The sequence below is a fragment of the Parashewanella curva genome, assembly GCF_003675895.1.
GTDB lineage: Bacteria > Pseudomonadota > Gammaproteobacteria > Enterobacterales > Shewanellaceae > Parashewanella > Parashewanella curva.
Map to the genome: position 1 here is coordinate 16611 of NZ_ML014779.1, position 16222 is coordinate 32832.

Here is a 16222-nt window from a genome sequence, read left to right on the forward strand (position 1 = left end):
CTCACTACTCATTTATCCCCTCAAGTAAATTGGAAGATTGGGGGGGATGGTGATAAATGTGTATCGTTCAATTCAACTTAAATCGCATTCTCAAGTCTTGCCCTAATTGAACTCGCTCTAATAGATTCAACGATGGCAATTCTGACATTATCTGAAAATCAGGTAGCTGCATCATACTTCTTCCGCAACTTCCTAAAATTTTAGGTGCTTGATATAAATATAATTCATCGGCTAATTGTTCTTTGATAAAACTGCCAATTAATGTCGCTCCAGCTTCAATCATTACGCTATTGCAGCTTTGACCAAGAAAATCCATTAATGTCGTTAAGCGTACACGTCCGTTTTGTTCAGGAAGAACCTCATATTGGACATGGCTTGGCAGCTTATCTTTGAAATCTTGCGGGTACTCTTGTGTCGAAACTAATAATACTGGCGAGGTTATGTTGAGCAACTTCGCTGTTAAAGGCATGCGACAATGTGAATCAAGTACTACTCGCAATGGTTGTTTAATATCGCCTTGATTTAACTCGCCAGCTAATAATCCCAGTTCATCATAACGAACATTAAGACTGCAATCATCGTCAAGCACAGTATTAATACCCGTTACCACCGCACAATGCTGTAAACGCAATTTTTGTACATCTTGACGAGACTCAGTACCAGTGATCCATTTTGACACACTATTTGATAGTGCTGTTTTTCCGTCCAAGCTTGCAGCGACTTTAAGGGTTACCCAAGGTCGCCCAGCTTCCATTTTTTTCATGAATCCTAAGTTCAAGGCACGAGACTGTTCTGCATACAGGCCTGAATCAACCTGAATGCCCGCCTCTCTTAGGATTTTAATTCCTCGACCAGAAACTTGAGGGTTAGGATCATCTGCTGCAATGACGACTCTAGCAACTTTAGCTTTCACTAAAGCGACAGCGCATGGACCTGTTCTGCCATAGTGGCTGCACGGCTCTAAAGTGACATACGCAGTCGCACCTTGAGCTTTTTCTTGCGCTTGATTGAGAGCGTGAACTTCGGCATGAGGTTCGCCTGCACGTAAGTGGAAGCCTTCACCAACTATCTTCTCACCCTGAGTGATAACGCAGCCGACATTAGGATTAGGGCGAGTGGTATATTTGCCTTTAGCTGCCAGCTGCAAAGCTCTGGTCATCATTTTTCTATCGAAAGTCGACCACATGGTATTGAGTTCCACAGAGTAAATATGGGTTATTTTTCTAGTTTGGCTATGGCTTCGCCAAACTCAGAGACATCTTCAAACGCACGATAAACAGAAGCAAAACGAATATATGCCACTTTATCCAAAGTCATGAGCTGTTCCATGATTAAATTGCCGATGATTTGAGACTTAATTTCGCGCTCACCCGTTGCTCTTAACGTGGATTTTATCTTTGCTAAAGCTTGTTCAATTTGCTCGACTGAAACAGGACGTTTCTCAGCCGCAATAGTCATGCCTCTTCTTAGTTTTTCTTCATCAAACGGTTGGCGACTGCCATCACTTTTGATCACTTTTGGCATTACTAATTCGGCACCTTCAAAAGTGGTGAAGCGTTCATGGCAACAGGTACATTCACGACGACGCCTTACTTGATGCCCTTCTGAAACCAAGCGAGAGTCAATCACTTTCGTATCCGTTTTATTACAAAATGGACAATGCATTGTGCCCCCTGTGTTGCCATGACCAAAAAAAGTGGCCGAAAAGGTTCCCTTTCGGCCACAAGATTTTATCTTATTTCAATTGCTTCTGCTACTTATGCTTTCTATTTGTAAACAGGGAAGCGACTGCAAAGCTCAAGAACTTGTTCCTTAACTCGATTAATCACATCTTCGTTATGTGCGTCATCTAAAACATCACAAATCCAGTGAGTTAATGTTTGAGCTTCATCTTCTTTAAATCCACGACGGGTAATGGCTGGTGTACCAATACGAATACCAGATGTCACAAATGGAGAGCGAGGATCATTAGGTACAGAGTTCTTATTTACCGTGATGTTAGCGCTTCCAAGTGCTGCGTCGGCTTCTTTACCTGTCAACTCACGACCGATTAAGTCAACAAGCATAAGGTGGTTTTCAGTTCCGCCTGATACGATTTTATAACCACGCTCTAAGAATACTTCCACCATAGCTTTAGCATTCTTAACTACTTGTTGCTGGTAAGCTTTAAACTCTGGTAATAATGCTTCTTTAAAGGCTACCGCTTTACCTGCGATAACATGCATTAATGGCCCACCTTGACCACCAGGGAATACTGCAGAGTTTAGCTTTTTGTGTAAATCTTCATCTTGTTCAGCTGATAAGATGATACCACCACGAGGACCAGCCAGTGTCTTGTGAGTAGTTGAGGTAACAACGTGAGCATGAGGTAATGGGTCAGGATAAACACCAGCCGCGATTAAGCCTGCTACGTGAGCCATATCGACAAATAGGTAAGCGCCAATTTTATCAGCGATTTCACGCATCTTCGCCCAATCAACAATACCAGAATAGGCAGAGAAGCCACCAATGATCATTTTAGGCTTATGTTCGACCGCTAATTGCTCAAGCTCTTGATAATCAATTTTTCCTGATTCGTCGATACCGTAAGGCACGATATCATACAATTTACCTGAAAAGTTCACTGGTGAACCATGAGTTAAGTGACCACCGTGCGCTAGGTTCATACCTAATACTTTGTCACCTGGTTTCAGTAAGGTCATGTATACAGCCGAGTTAGCTTGCGAACCTGAATGAGGCTGTACGTTAGCGTAAACCGCACCAAACAGTTCTTTTACACGCTCTATCGCCAGCGCTTCAACAACATCAACGTGTTCACAACCACCATAATAACGTTTACCTGGATAACCTTCTGCGTACTTATTAGTTAATACAGAACCTTGCGCTTCCATCACTCGAGCACTGGTGTAGTTTTCAGAAGCAATTAATTCGATGTGTTCTTCTTGACGTACTTTTTCTTTTTGCATCGCTTGAGCCAATTCTGGATCAAAATCAGCGATTGTCATGTCATGTTGCTGCATTATTTTCTCCGAAAAAAATAACGTAAGTGTGGGTATAGGTTTAAATTTTTAATTTGGGCGGCATTTTACTCTTTCATGTAACATTATCCCAGTAAATTAAACCGTTTTTTCACACTGTTTTGCATTTAGAACATTTAACTCTGTTCTTCATCAAGAATAACTTTTGGTCAAAGCATTAAATGCCGAAAAGAGTTTTTCAATGTTTAAACTATTCTCATATAGTTACGAAATAAAAATTGAGATCGATCTTAATTGATAAAATAGGTGATAGATAAAGCAGGCACTTAGAGAACTCATAAATATTGTATTATTGCAGTCGTTAATTATCTATTGGGCTTCAGACATATATTAGGGCCTGTTGATCTTTCGTGCTTATTTTTGCAGCGATAAATTGGTTATCTTATGCAAGGCGGAGTTTGTGCGGTGTAGTTATTCTACATAAACAAACGATAACGCAGTAGAAGTGACCAATTTACGCTGTCTTCGATGCTTTTGAGCACTTCCTGTTCTGTGTTATGAACAGCTTACTTAGATAGCTAAGCTTCACTGGTCATGCCTTGAACAGAAAAGCGCTCAAATAGCACAAAATTTAAGCCTGAAAGATCAACAGGCCCTAGGTAAAAAATCACAATTCAGCCATCGGGTTTAAGTTTTCCTAGGATTACAATACAATTTAGTTCACTTTATTCATATTTTAGAAATAACCAATGGCACAATTCGTATATAGCATGTTGCGTGTGGGCAAGGTTGTTCCACCCAAAAAACAAATCCTAAAAGACATTTCTTTAAGCTTTTACCCGGGCGCCAAAATCGGTGTACTTGGTCTAAACGGCGCCGGTAAATCGACATTACTTCGCATTATGGCAGGTATTGATACCGAGATTGAGGGTGAAGCTCGCCCTATGCCTGGACTGAAGATCGGCTACCTTCCGCAAGAACCAAGACTTGATGAAAGTAAAACCGTTCGCGAAACCATTGAAGAAGCCGTAGCTGAAGCAAAAAATGCACTTACTCGTCTTGACGAAGTGTATGCTGCTTATGCTGAACCTGATGCTGACTTTGATGCTCTAGCTAAAGAACAAGGTGAGCTTGAAGCGATTATTCAGTCTCAAGATGCTCATAATCTTGATGTGATTTTAGACAGAGCAGCAAATGCACTTCGCCTTCCAGATTGGGATGAAAAAATTGAAGTATTATCAGGTGGTGAGCGTCGTCGTGTGGCGATTTGTCGCCTTTTGCTTGAAAAGCCGGAAATGTTGCTTCTTGACGAACCAACCAACCACTTAGATGCAGAATCGGTGGCTTGGCTTGAGAACTTCCTCCATGAATATACGGGTACTGTTGTGGCGATCACCCACGACCGTTATTTCTTGGATAATGCCGCAGGCTGGATTTTAGAACTTGACCGCGGTGAAGGTATTCCATGGGAAGGCAATTATACCTCGTGGCTTGAGCAAAAAGATGTGCGCTTGAAGCAAGAGTCTGCTGCTGAAAGTGCCCGCCAAAAAACCATTGCCAAAGAATTGGAGTGGGTACGACAAGGTACTAAAGGCCGTCAGTCTAAAGGTAAAGCGCGTATGGCTCGTTTCGAAGAGCTTAATACCAACGATTACCAAAAACGTAACGAGACTAACGAACTATTCATTCCACCAGGTCCGCGCTTGGGCGACAAGGTTATCGAGGTAAATAACTTAACTAAGTCTTATGGCGACCGCGTTTTGATTGATAACTTATCGTTCACTGTCCCTAAAGGCGCTATTGTAGGTATTATCGGTGCAAACGGTGCTGGTAAATCTACGCTATTCCGTATGCTATCAGGTTCAGAGCAACCTGATAGCGGTAGTATTGAATTGGGTGATACCGTACAACTGGCTTCGGTAGAACAGTTCCGTGACTCCATGAATGACAAAAACACCATTTGGGAAGAAATTTCCGGCGGTCAAGACATCATTCGAATCAACAATATGGAAATTCCAAGCCGTGCTTATGTAGGTCGTTTTAACTTTAAAGGTGGTGATCAACAGAAAATCATCGGCAGCCTATCAGGTGGTGAACGTAACCGAGTTCATTTAGCAAAACTACTGCAAGCCGGCGGTAACGTATTACTTCTCGATGAGCCAACCAACGACCTTGACGTTGAAACTTTGCGTGCACTTGAAGAAGCCATCGTCGAATTCCCGGGTTGCGCTATGGTTATCTCGCATGACCGCTGGTTCTTAGACCGTATTTGTACTCATATTCTTGATTACCGTGATGAAGGCCAAGTGAACTTCTACGAAGGTAACTACACTGAATATTCTGCATGGTTAAAAGAGCACTTAGGTACAGATGTGATTGAACCACACCGTTTGAAATACAAGCGTATAAGTAAGTAATTCAAATTTAGACAGAGGCTTACGAGCCTCTGTTTTTTTAAGGCATTTATGAATATTGTCGTTAGCGATATTTGGGGAATGACTTCTTATCTCCAGAATCTAATATGTGAAATTGGATCAGAAACAATCATCCACGACTCTTATGATGGTCAGTTAATGAGCTTTAAAAATGAGCAGCAAGCATACTGCTACTTTATGGAACACTCTGGGATAGATTCGTATTCGAAATCGCTTAACGAATTATTGGAACAGATAAAGATGCCTGTAAACTTGATTGGATTCAGTTCTGGCGCATCTGCGATTTGGAATATTACGGATCGTATTCATGAAAATAATATTCAAACTGCAATCTGCTTCTATGGTGGACAAATTAGGCATACTCTAAACAAAACTCCGAAGTTTAAAACCATTCATATCATGCCTAGAAAAGAATCACATTTTGATTTACCAACTGTTATAGATAAGCTCGCAGCTAAACCAAATACTGAAATCATCCAAACAGAATATCTGCATGGTTTTATGAATCAATGCTCACCTAACTTTTCTTCAAAGGGGTATCAAGAATACCTAACATTCCTCAAAGGTCGCCTACGAACAAAATCTCAGGCTCCCTATATTTAGTCTGAGCTATGCATAACGTAATCCCCCCTTTAATAGAAGAGGAATTTTGTTAAAAATATCGAATTTAAGCACTTGAAGTCCCCCAAAGAAAAATTGTTCAAAGAAATTTAAATGCATTGATAGCTGGAAAACTCACTATTTGGCCTTTCACATAAGCTCTTGTGTGTTAACAATAATTAATAAAATTAAGATTAAACATCATTCAAAAACGATGCAAAATCAAAGACTATTGAAGCATAAAATTGAACTAACTGAATTGGGCAACGCATTAATGGCACGCCGTTAATATATACTCGTGATAAAAAAGAGGATAGATGGATAGAAAGCAAGACTTAGTTTTTAAGTGACACATCTTCAATACATACTGTTTAGCTACTTAGGTTTTTACACTAAAAAAATGACTTATGAAGGAGATACTATGACTGACCCTGCAATACCCCCTGAGACCGCTCAACATCATTATCCTACTGCCCAAGCTATGAGCGGCTTACCACCAGAAAGTACTGGGGAGCAGAGTAGCTCAGCAAGCAACCAACACTGTAATCCAACAACTCATTCATATACATTTTCAGAGGCACAAGTTACTCAAGCCTTCGCTGCATTAAATTTTCATAATGCTCCTGTCAATCTTCCTCCAAGTCATCATGATGCACCTCCTAGAAGTCAAACACCGTATTTTGTAGCACAATATCAACCATCTTGGAGTGAACAACATCTGCATCAAATGGGGGGATTTCCTCCACGTCAACTTACTGGATATACTCCACAACAAATGAGTAGCTACCCGCAATCCGACGGTAGATACCCACAACCCGTCGGTGGATACCCACAACCCGTCGGTGAATACCCACAATCCGGCGGTAGATACCCACAATCCGGCGGTAGATACCCACAACCCGTAGGTGGATACCAACAACCCGTCAGTGGATACCCACAATCCGGCGGTGGATACTCGCAAACCGGCGGTGGATTCCCTCAACCTGTCGGTGGATACTCGCAAACCGGCGGTGGATTCCCTACTACACAAATCGGGCAACCCCTTCAACCCACTAGATACCGTCGCCTGCCCCCCCCTTCGAAACAACAACAAGTAGGTGAACACAGTCAACCGTCTCCAACGGTAAATCCTCATGAGACCGAGACAGGTGATTTATCAAGTTTACTAGACACCACAGAAAACCATGTCACAGTTAACGAAATAAAACAGACTTCAATAGTTGCAGTAGCTAGACTTGAAAGAGAAAATAAATTAAGAAAATTAAATGCCACTATTTCTCAAGGTATAACTGAAATGCATAAGGATATACTGAGAGGAGCTATTATAGCGGCTGATATAACGTGGGTGAATTTACTTCCTTATCTTGAAGGTGCAATAAGTAAAACTTTACCAGCTGAAAATAACGGCGAAAAAAGCATACCTAATATAGAAAGTATTCTAAATCAATTTGACTCTGATTTTTTATCTCAACTTTATGAATACCAACAATCATTTAATTTTGAACAACAATTCAATCAAGTCTCCGAGATTTTTGCTAATTGTGTGCAAATGGATATAAGTGAAGCTAAGCACTATGTTTTAACTGCGATTTACCAAGAACTGTTTAAAGCTCAATCCAGCATCACCTCATCAATGAACACATCATCAACATTCTTAAAGGTCAAACAGTTAGTTGAACAAGCGAATAAAGTCGGTAAGCCAGTTGAGTTGACGCGAGTTAAACCCAACGTTGAAATTCAACTCCAACTGTTATCAGCAATTGAGGAAATATTAACTCAAACACTAGGAAACATAGACATCGAACAAACAATTCAATACTTTACCTTTACCCTATTGAAAGAGTTGGATAGTTTCTTACCTGAGTTATCTGACCGTACTCTCAGTAGTATATTAGAAAAACATAAAAACCTTGGGCGAATATTACAACATACAGATCGAAATGTTTATCTTAGAACTGCACTCGTAAAGGATAGGTATGAAGCTGCGCGTACATATGCTCCGAACAGCCCTAGATGGAGAAGCAATGGAGCGCTTTCATTAATAAGCACCGTAATATCTGAGTACATGAAAGAAGAATTGCAATGCGACGAGTCTAAAGCCAAAGCTCATGTCCACAGAGCAATACTTTCGTCAAAATACGATTCTGTCACCGGACTCAAAGAAAAAATCAACGCTACAGCCGCAGCCGTTGTATGTCATCGTACAGTGGTATCTGATATAGCCTTAGTAAAAGTAATGCTGCAAGTCACTAAAACAGACCTAAAAATGGATAAACCATTAGCATCTCGGCGGGCGAAGCAAGCTGTAACTTCAGAGAATTCTCCGCATCCACTTGACCTCGTGACTTCCCCTGCTGGAGATACGGCTTCATCGCAATTACAAAAATCACCTGTTACAGCGCTTCCAATTACATATCATCAAACTCCCCCCCCCGTTACACCAACACATCCTGATACCACAACTAAAGTCCAACAAAAGCCAGTAGCAACAACTAAAGTCAAAACAAATCCAGTGGCAACGAAGCAACCGATAGCTGTTGAGCATAAAAAAAGTGAGGAAGGTAAAGTATCCCCTGAAGCTTTCATTGAACAGCAATCTGAAAGCCTAGTTGCAGCATTACAGAGTTCACTTCAAACATTCTCAAACACCTTATTTAGAAAGGGTATGCTTAAGCGAAAATACTCTTTTTCAACTCAACCAGCCAAAAGAGCTGAGGTTGAAGCAGTCCTTAATGAAGTCAAAAATTTCTTCAAAATATGCAGGCATCAAAAAGCAAAGCGGTGGGATGACTTTTTAGAAGCTTTAGATTTGAGTGATCCACTGGCTGGAAATGGCTCCGCAGGGAGTCGGAGCAAAGATGTGAAGCTAACTCCCATACAAAATATAAGGCTACAATCGCGACAAGTTGTTGTGTAATACATATATTCAAAATCAGTAAGCTGGGGCACCAGCTTACATAGGCCAAGTCATCAATGCTGTGATAACATCAAAAGCTCAATTTTGAAGTATTGTAATAGCATCAACCTGCATTCAATCATGATCGCTCAGTAATAAGTAGATGCTATCTATAAATTAAGGATTATTTGTGAGCAGAATCGCTGTATTTGTCGATGTTCAAAATATTTATTACACCACTAGAGAAGCTTTTGGTCGCCAGTTTGACTATCGTAAATTTTGGGCTCAACTTAGTGAGCGAGGTGATATCGTCATCGCACACGCTTATGCCATTGAGCGGGATGACAACGGCCAAATTAAGTTTCAAGATGCGCTAAGGCACATCGGATTTGATGTAAAACTCAAGCCTTTTATTCAGCGTGCCGATGGCTCTGCAAAAGGAGATTGGGATGTCGGTATAACCATAGATGTACTAGAGGCAGCCCCAGAAGTTGACGAAGTCGTTTTACTTTCTGGTGATGGGGATTTCAGCCTTTTACTTTCCAAAATATCTTCTAAGTACAATATCCAGACTAAGGTTTTTGGTGTACCATCTTTGACGGCTAAATCCCTGATTGATTCTTGTAATGAATACATAGAAATCAACAACTCACTTCTAAGGTAGCACTAGAAACACATGCACAACTTGAGTCAAACCTTTCACTTCCCAGTCCAGATTTATTACGAAGACACCGATTTTTCAGGTGTCGTATATCACCCTAATTTCTTAAAATACTTTGAAAGAGCGAGAGAGCATGTGATCGGGGCAGCGCGATTAAAGCAACTGTGGGAACAAGAACAACTGGGCTTTGCCGTTTATAAAAGTGAAATGACTTGCCAAGAAGGCGTTGAATTTAGTGATATCATTGATGTAAGAACTCGATTTTTCATCGAAAGCCAGTACCGCACTGTCTGGCATCAAGAAATTTACCGTCCAAATGCAACTAAACCAGCGGTGATAGCAAAAATTGAGATGGTGTGTATGAATAGCAAAAGACATTTAACCGCTATGCCAGATACATTGATGGCCGAGTTAACTCAGCAATTCTAGTTTTGCTGAGTTCATCCCACCTTAATTCTAATTCAAAAGGCTTTAGCGGCTCAGAATAATAAGTGCCCTGTATTTTGTTTACGCCCATTCTTAGTAACAACTCGCGAACTTTGCGGCTTTCCACACCTTCAACGGTCACATCCAACCCTAACTTTTTAGGCAAACTAATACTGGTTTCAAGAATAAAAAGTGAAGCCTTGTCATTAAAAATATCTTCTAAAAAAGATCGATCTACTTTCACTTCATCAATGGGGAGTCTTTTTAAATAGGCAAGTGAAGAATGACCTGTTCCAAAATCATCAATAGCAATCGAAATTCCTAAATCACGTAATGAATGCAGTGTTTCAGTGGCTTTTAGGGTATCTTCCATCAAACTGCTTTCGGTTAATTCAATACTCAGGCAATCCCCGGGCAAATTGTGTCTCTCTAACGCTGATTTAATATCTTTAACCAAATTATCACAACATAAATCTGATGAAGACAAGTTTATTCCAACTTGGGTATATAAACCTGCGCTACGCCATAATACTTGCTGATGCAGTACTTTTTCGATCACCCAGTGACTGATAATATCGATCATTCCAGCTCGCTCTGCCAAGGGAATAAATTCCGCAGGTGATATGAATCCTATCTCAGGGTGCTCCCAACGGAGCAAAGCTTCTACTTGCGAAAACCCGCTGCATGGTAGCGATTCTTTGGGCTGATAAACAATGTTCATTTCATCTTTTGTTAACGCCTTTGGTATCGCAGCAATAATTGCAAGTTCTCGATCTTGAATTCGATCATCGCCGGCTTGATAGCTTGAAAAGAGTAATGGACTGGTTACAGACTTTTTTAGGGCAAGATCTAATCTCTTCAGCATTGTGCTGACATCTGAATAGTGTTCTTCCAGCCCTAATACCGCCATTTTTAATTTCACACTTATAGGAGTGTTGTTAATTTTTAAAGGTGTTTGTAGTTGCTGTTGTAATTCAAGCAAATCTTCAATTGGGCAATAGTGTTCAAAATACAAAAAGAATTCAGCGCCGCTCATTCTTGCCATTAACCTTGGTCGTTGTGGCATGGTTTTGAGTCTATCTGTAAATCGTTTTAGTAATTGATCACCCAACGAAAAGCCAAACATATTATTTACAAAGCGAAATCGGTGGATATCTAACAATACGAAATAGCCCTTTTTAACCGGCATAAGCATGGCCAAACGGCTTTTTAAACCAATACGATTCATCAAACCTGTAAGTTTGTCGAGGCCTGTTGGGGGTGGAATAACTTTAAGGAAATTGTCGATTGCGGAGTAAAGTATTCTATAACGTAGGGGGACATCGTACATTTTTAATGGCGTACGATGTTCAATTTGTTGTGCTATTTTACTTGAAAGCTTACTAATGAACTCATCTTCAAGGTTAGATTCTCTGTACTTACTATATAACACCCAGCAAAGCATAACTAACGCTATGGCTAGAGTTGTAGTTATCCCTAAAATTAACACGCCTATTATCCTTATTGGTCGCTGATTTTTTATTATTTAAATGTTGCGCAAACTTTGTTCAACAAAATATGGCTCTAATCTCCTTAAATGACAAGTCGTTTTCTTAGAAAATTACCGATTTCTTCCTGAATATTTGTTTACTCGCAATGACATAAATCAAAACCTAGTAATTTTGTCGGATTAATTTGCATACTAATGGTGGGATTCAGTAAAATACGCTCCCCGCAAACGGCGGCGTTGTTACTGGAAAATTTGAGAGTATTTATGTTTACACCTGAGCTATTGTCTCCTGCAGGCACACTTAAAAATATGCGTTACGCTTTCGCCTATGGCGCTGACGCGGTCTACGCTGGTCAGCCACGGTATAGCTTACGCGTCCGTAACAATGATTTTAAGCTTGAAAACCTTAAAACCGGTATTGATGAAGCTCATGAATTGGGCAAAAAACTTTATGTAGTAAGTAACATTGCCCCGCACAATGCCAAATTAAAAACCTACATCCGCGATATGGAACCAGTGGTTTCGATGAAACCAGACGCGCTAATCATGTCAGATCCAGGTCTGATCATGATGGTTCGTGAAGCGTTTCCGGATCAAGAAGTTCATCTGTCAGTTCAAGCTAATGCGATTAACTGGGCATCGGTTAAGTTTTGGGAGCAGCAAGGCATCAAGCGTGTCATTTTATCTCGTGAACTGTCACTGGATGAAATCGAAGAAATCCGTCAACGCTGCCCAGATATCGAATTAGAAGTATTCGTACATGGTGCTTTATGTATGGCGTATTCAGGTCGTTGCTTACTGTCAGGTTACATCAACAAGCGTGACCCTAACCAAGGCACATGCACTAACGCTTGCCGCTGGAAGTACGACGCCCATGAAGCGAAAGAAGATGAAAGTGGTGATGTAGTCGCGGTAAACCCTAACGATAATGGTGTTCAAATTGAAAAGCCAACCTTAGGTGAAGGAGCTTCGACAGACAATATCTATTTGCTACAAGAAGCCGGTCGTCCTGGTGAATATATGCCTGCATTTGAAGATGAGCATGGCACTTACATCATGAACTCAAAAGACTTACGTGCCATTCAACACGTTGAGCGCTTAACAAAAATCGGTGTCGATTCACTAAAAATCGAAGGCAGAACTAAGTCTTTCTACTATGTTGCTCGTACCGCTCAACTTTACAAACAAGCTATTGCTGATGCCGTAGCGGGTAAAGAATTCAACCCTAACCTAATGCGTCAACTAGAAGGCTTAGCTCACCGAGGTTATACCGAAGGCTTCTTACGTCGCCACGTGCATGATGAATATCAAAATTACGATTACGGTTATTCAGTAAGTGACACTCAACAATTCTGTGGTGAACTTACAGGTGTTCGTAATGCAGCAGGTTTAGCTGAAATCGATGTCAAAAACAAATTTATGGTTGGTGACAGCGTTGAATTGATGACACCACAAGGTAACATGAATCTTAAGATTGAAGGATTAGAAAACCGTAAAGGTGAAGCTGTAGAATCCGGTAAAGGTAACGGTCATATTGTCTATCTTGATGTACCTAAAGAAGTAGATTTGAATAAAGGTATTTTGCTGCGTAACTTGCAAAATGGGCAAGATACCCGTAACCCACAAGCTGAAAAGCAGGCAACAGTTTAATCTTCCCCTGCAATCAAATCTAAGGCACTCATCGAGTGCCTTTTTTATGAAAAAGTGTTAATCAAAAGCACATGAATAGGTAATCATCGTCGAATTACTACTTGATATAATTCTTTGAAATGAACCGCTATATTGGTAGTAAAATGTCATATCTAAAACGTGTGTTCCCACTACTGTTAATATTTTTCTACTCTGCGTTTTCATATTCTGCCATAACATCAGCTCAGACTCAGGATACGTTCACCAAACAAATGCACTTCGATAATAACTTTGATCCTATTCCACCTAAAAATGGATTGGATTTTTGTAACAGAGCAACCCATGAAAAAATGAGAACATGCATGCCTATCTTCGTATTTAACTCTCAAGATGCTCTAGAGGTAAACATCGTATTTGGCATTCACGCAGGGAAAGTATTAATTCACAATAATGTTGGTGTTTTATTTTTCTCGCGACACTTTCTCATCTCAGAGTTTACAAAGGTAGTAAACCCTAATACTCACAAAGTGCTTTTTTGGGGCTTTCTGCACAACAAGCAGGGCATCATTTGTAATGATACTCAGTGCCGACGGTGGAAGTGATGAGAGAGAAATTGAATTCAATTTCACCGGATAGCCATCCCGTTTTTCTTATGTCTTTCCAATAAGATCAAGCAGGTATTAATATGCGGAATTCAGCACTATTTATAACCCTCCCCCTACTAAGTATTAATTCATTTTATTCGATAAATGAACTTGCTTCCCTTAACTTAGTTAATAATTTTTCCCTGCATAGCATCATGTCGACAACTGGAGCAGAAGCCTGCAATAACGAACAAAAACAGACCCAATCATCAAAACCTGCACTCCTATATTAAGAATACTAGAGGCCGTATATGGCCTCTAGCAATGATGAACTTACTATCACTTGGAAAGTAACCGCTCCGGTGCCAGATAAAATGACTATGGATATAATCCCATTGTCTGAAAAAATATTCGGTAATGATAAAATACTAGAAGAAGTATCCGCACTTGTTATCGATAAGAATACCAACAACCAGGTATTCAACGGACAAATAAAAAATTGGGTTGGATTAATTTGTGATTCCAGCCATTGTTCAGACTGGCAATAAACACAATTAGACTTCGTTTACAGCCTACAACAAAAAATGTGTGTTATTAATTGTGTTACGCAAAACCGACTTTTATAGTAAAATACCGCCTTTCAAGGTAATCAATAGTAACCACGCTTTGTTGGTACATATTCTCTGAAACCCTTGCTGTAACTGAATTTATTGTAGGAATATCAACAACGTGGCATTACTAATTAATGACAAGTGTATCAACTGTGATATGTGTGAGCCTGAGTGCCCTAACGAGGCTATCACATTTGGTGAAGAGATCTATGAGATAGATCCAGATCTGTGCACAGAGTGTGTCGGCCATTATGATAAACCCACTTGTATTTCTGTTTGCCCTATTGATTGTATTGATCCCGATCCTAATAGAGAAGAGTCTCAAGATGAACTTTTAGTTAAGTACGGGATTTTGACTGGAAAGATCAAGCTGGATTGAGCGAGTGATGCCCCTGTGAGTATAAATAATCCAGCGTTTGTACTATAAAATCTCCCTTCTCACGTCTAAATTAGCCGTCATTTTGTGATCCCTCTCACAACATGAGGTGGCAGAATAAAACAACATACCCCTTCATTGCTTACCTTTACAATTTTACCACCTAAAGGCTTTCTTTATGAAAAAAAGCTTCCTTGTGGGATTTAATATTTTATTGTATGCGACCTTATTTAACATTCTTCCATTTAAGCCGCTTTTAGCAAAAGGCTTTAGCGAATTTATTTTTATCGCAATCCTTTGGTTAACAGAGGCTATCCCAATCAGTATTACGGCGTTATTAGTTCCCTTATGCGCAGCCGTAACAGGAATACTTCCACTAAAGCAAGCCCTATCAAGCTTCTCAACCCCTGTTATTTTTCTATTTTTAGCCGGCTTTGCTCTTGCCGCATGTTTAAAAAAACAGGAGTTGGATTTATTGTTAGCAGACAAAGTTATTCTGTTCGCTAAAGGAAAGCTTTTCAATGCTATTTTTCTTATTTTTTTATTCGCGGCTTTTATGTCAATGTGGATGTCAAATACCGCGACTGTCGCAGTGATGACGCCTTTAGCATTAAGTCTAATAAAAAGAAGTACCAAGACGCCTTCAACTAAAGTTTATGTTTTTACCTTGCTCGGCCTTGCTTATTCATCAAGCACTGGCGGTATAGCAACTCTAGTCGGGAGCCCTCCAAACGCTATAGTAGCCCATGAAATGAATTTAAGTTTTATGGATTGGATTTGGTACGGCTTGCCTGCTTCAGTTTGTCTACTTCCGTTGGTTATCGGCATTCTTTGGCTCTGTATTAAACCGGACCTAAATCAAACATTTGATTTCACACCGCAACAGTTTGAATTTACCCGTTCTCGCCAATTAACTGTATTTATTGCGCTATCAACAATCGCGCTCTGGATTTTTTCTAAACCCATCTCAACTTTTCTAGGCGGGATAAAGAATATTGATGTTGTCATTGCACTTTTTTCTATTGGAATGATGGGAATTTTTCGAGTTGTAGGCTGGAAAGATATTGAGAAAGAGGTTGAATGGGGTGTGCTGCTTTTGTTCGGTGGAGGTTTAGGGTTGTCAGCCGTATTAAAGGTAACAGGAGTAAGCGATTACATTGCACATTCAGTTAGCACATACTTAGTTGGCACTACACACTGGGTCGTTTTTACTGCCGTTGCATTACTGGTTGTATTCCTAACCACGCTTTCTAGCAATACCGCAAGTGCAGCTATTTTAATCCCCATTTTTGCTCCAGCCTCCCAAGCTATGGGAGTAAACCCTATGATTATGGCTGCTATGATCGGCGTCGCGGCTTCATGTGCATTTATGCTACCTATTTCAACTCCCCCTAATGCCATTGTATATGCCACAGGCAAGGTTCCGATGAATAGTATGATGTCCTATGGGCTGATCATAAGCTTAAGTTGCATCATCATCTTACTGCTTTTAGCTGAGTTTATTTGGAGGTTTATTTAAGCACTTTTTCTCAAAATA

General features: G+C 40.3%; 14 protein-coding genes. 10 read left to right on the forward strand and 4 right to left on the reverse strand.

Going from position 1 to position 16222, the window contains the following annotated elements:
- Positions 1 to 67: 67 nt before the first annotated feature.
- The 3 genes from ribD to glyA form a co-directional block, all read right to left on the reverse strand.
- Entirely contained in the window at positions 68 to 1186 is a 1119-nt protein-coding gene (ribD, locus tag D5018_RS11160) for a bifunctional diaminohydroxyphosphoribosylaminopyrimidine deaminase/5-amino-6-(5-phosphoribosylamino)uracil reductase RibD (RefSeq protein ID WP_121839088.1), read from the reverse strand.
- Between the two features lie 29 nt (positions 1187 to 1215).
- Positions 1216 to 1665 carry a transcriptional regulator NrdR gene (gene nrdR / locus D5018_RS11165; protein ID WP_121839089.1) on the reverse strand — a complete coding sequence of 150 codons (450 nt, stop codon included), beginning with the start codon at positions 1663 to 1665 and terminating at the stop codon, positions 1216 to 1218.
- A gap of 101 nt (positions 1666 to 1766) precedes the next feature.
- A complete protein-coding gene (gene glyA, locus D5018_RS11170) occupies positions 1767 to 3020 on the reverse strand; it encodes a serine hydroxymethyltransferase (protein ID WP_121839090.1) in 1254 nt (417 codons plus the stop codon).
- A gap of 707 nt (positions 3021 to 3727) precedes the next feature.
- Between glyA and ettA the strand changes: the two genes are divergently transcribed.
- From ettA to D5018_RS11195, 5 genes are all read left to right on the forward strand, one after another.
- Positions 3728 to 5395 (forward strand): energy-dependent translational throttle protein EttA, encoded by a 1668-nt coding sequence (gene ettA / locus D5018_RS11175; protein ID WP_121839091.1) that lies wholly within the window; start codon positions 3728 to 3730, stop codon positions 5393 to 5395.
- A 48-nt stretch (positions 5396 to 5443) separates the two neighbouring features.
- Positions 5444 to 6016: a dienelactone hydrolase family protein gene (locus D5018_RS11180; protein ID WP_121839092.1), complete on the forward strand. Its 573-nt coding sequence runs from the start codon at positions 5444 to 5446 to the stop codon at positions 6014 to 6016.
- Between the two features lie 418 nt (positions 6017 to 6434).
- Positions 6435 to 8930: a hypothetical protein gene (locus D5018_RS11185; RefSeq protein ID WP_121839093.1), complete on the forward strand. Its 2496-nt coding sequence runs from the start codon at positions 6435 to 6437 to the stop codon at positions 8928 to 8930.
- 169 nt (positions 8931 to 9099) lie between these two features.
- Positions 9100 to 9573 carry a LabA-like NYN domain-containing protein gene (locus D5018_RS11190; protein WP_121839094.1) on the forward strand — a complete coding sequence of 158 codons (474 nt, stop codon included), beginning with the start codon at positions 9100 to 9102 and terminating at the stop codon, positions 9571 to 9573.
- A 12-nt stretch (positions 9574 to 9585) separates the two neighbouring features.
- Positions 9586 to 9999 carry a thioesterase family protein gene (locus D5018_RS11195; RefSeq protein ID WP_121839095.1) on the forward strand — a complete coding sequence of 138 codons (414 nt, stop codon included), beginning with the start codon at positions 9586 to 9588 and terminating at the stop codon, positions 9997 to 9999.
- Here the strand turns inward: D5018_RS11195 and D5018_RS11200 are convergent.
- Entirely contained in the window at positions 9956 to 11485 is a 1530-nt protein-coding gene (locus D5018_RS11200) for a putative bifunctional diguanylate cyclase/phosphodiesterase (RefSeq protein WP_121839096.1), read from the reverse strand. The genes D5018_RS11195 and D5018_RS11200 overlap by 44 nt on opposite strands.
- A gap of 264 nt (positions 11486 to 11749) precedes the next feature.
- On the opposite strand from D5018_RS11200, the gene trhP reads away from it, so the two are divergent.
- The 5 genes from trhP (at position 11750) to D5018_RS11225 (ending at position 16204) form a co-directional block, all read left to right on the forward strand.
- Positions 11750 to 13135: a prephenate-dependent tRNA uridine(34) hydroxylase TrhP gene (gene trhP, locus D5018_RS11205; protein ID WP_121839097.1), complete on the forward strand. Its 1386-nt coding sequence runs from the start codon at positions 11750 to 11752 to the stop codon at positions 13133 to 13135.
- Positions 13136 to 13278: 143 nt separating this feature from the next.
- A complete protein-coding gene (locus tag D5018_RS11210) occupies positions 13279 to 13716 on the forward strand; it encodes a hypothetical protein (RefSeq protein ID WP_121839098.1) in 438 nt (145 codons plus the stop codon).
- 293 nt (positions 13717 to 14009) lie between these two features.
- Positions 14010 to 14246: a hypothetical protein gene (locus D5018_RS11215; protein WP_121839099.1), complete on the forward strand. Its 237-nt coding sequence runs from the start codon at positions 14010 to 14012 to the stop codon at positions 14244 to 14246.
- A gap of 181 nt (positions 14247 to 14427) precedes the next feature.
- Positions 14428 to 14688, forward strand: coding sequence for a YfhL family 4Fe-4S dicluster ferredoxin (locus D5018_RS11220; protein ID WP_121839100.1), 261 nt, complete (start codon positions 14428 to 14430; stop codon positions 14686 to 14688).
- A 175-nt stretch (positions 14689 to 14863) separates the two neighbouring features.
- Entirely contained in the window at positions 14864 to 16204 is a 1341-nt protein-coding gene (locus D5018_RS11225) for an SLC13 family permease (RefSeq protein WP_121839101.1), read from the forward strand.
- Positions 16205 to 16222: the final 18 nt, after the last annotated feature.

What these genes read in the sequence shown, in the direction of transcription:
- trhP (WP_121839097.1), top strand. Translation starts at nt 11,750, where the DNA reads ATGTTTACACCTGAGCTATTGTCTCCTGCAGGCACACTTAAAAATATG.
- D5018_RS11185 (WP_121839093.1), top strand. Translation starts at nt 6,435, where the DNA reads ATGACTGACCCTGCAATACCCCCTGAGACCGCTCAACATCATTATCCT.
- D5018_RS11210 (WP_121839098.1), top strand. Translation starts at nt 13,279, where the DNA reads ATGTCATATCTAAAACGTGTGTTCCCACTACTGTTAATATTTTTCTAC.
- D5018_RS11180 (WP_121839092.1), top strand. Translation starts at nt 5,444, where the DNA reads ATGAATATTGTCGTTAGCGATATTTGGGGAATGACTTCTTATCTCCAG.
- ribD (WP_121839088.1), bottom strand. Translation starts at nt 1,186, where the DNA reads ATGTGGTCGACTTTCGATAGAAAAATGATGACCAGAGCTTTGCAGCTG.
- D5018_RS11195 (WP_121839095.1), top strand. Translation starts at nt 9,586, where the DNA reads ATGCACAACTTGAGTCAAACCTTTCACTTCCCAGTCCAGATTTATTAC.
- nrdR (WP_121839089.1), bottom strand. Translation starts at nt 1,665, where the DNA reads ATGCATTGTCCATTTTGTAATAAAACGGATACGAAAGTGATTGACTCT.
- D5018_RS11215 (WP_121839099.1), top strand. Translation starts at nt 14,010, where the DNA reads ATGGCCTCTAGCAATGATGAACTTACTATCACTTGGAAAGTAACCGCT.
- ettA (WP_121839091.1), top strand. Translation starts at nt 3,728, where the DNA reads ATGGCACAATTCGTATATAGCATGTTGCGTGTGGGCAAGGTTGTTCCA.
- glyA (WP_121839090.1), bottom strand. Translation starts at nt 3,020, where the DNA reads ATGCAGCAACATGACATGACAATCGCTGATTTTGATCCAGAATTGGCT.
- D5018_RS11225 (WP_121839101.1), top strand. Translation starts at nt 14,864, where the DNA reads ATGAAAAAAAGCTTCCTTGTGGGATTTAATATTTTATTGTATGCGACC.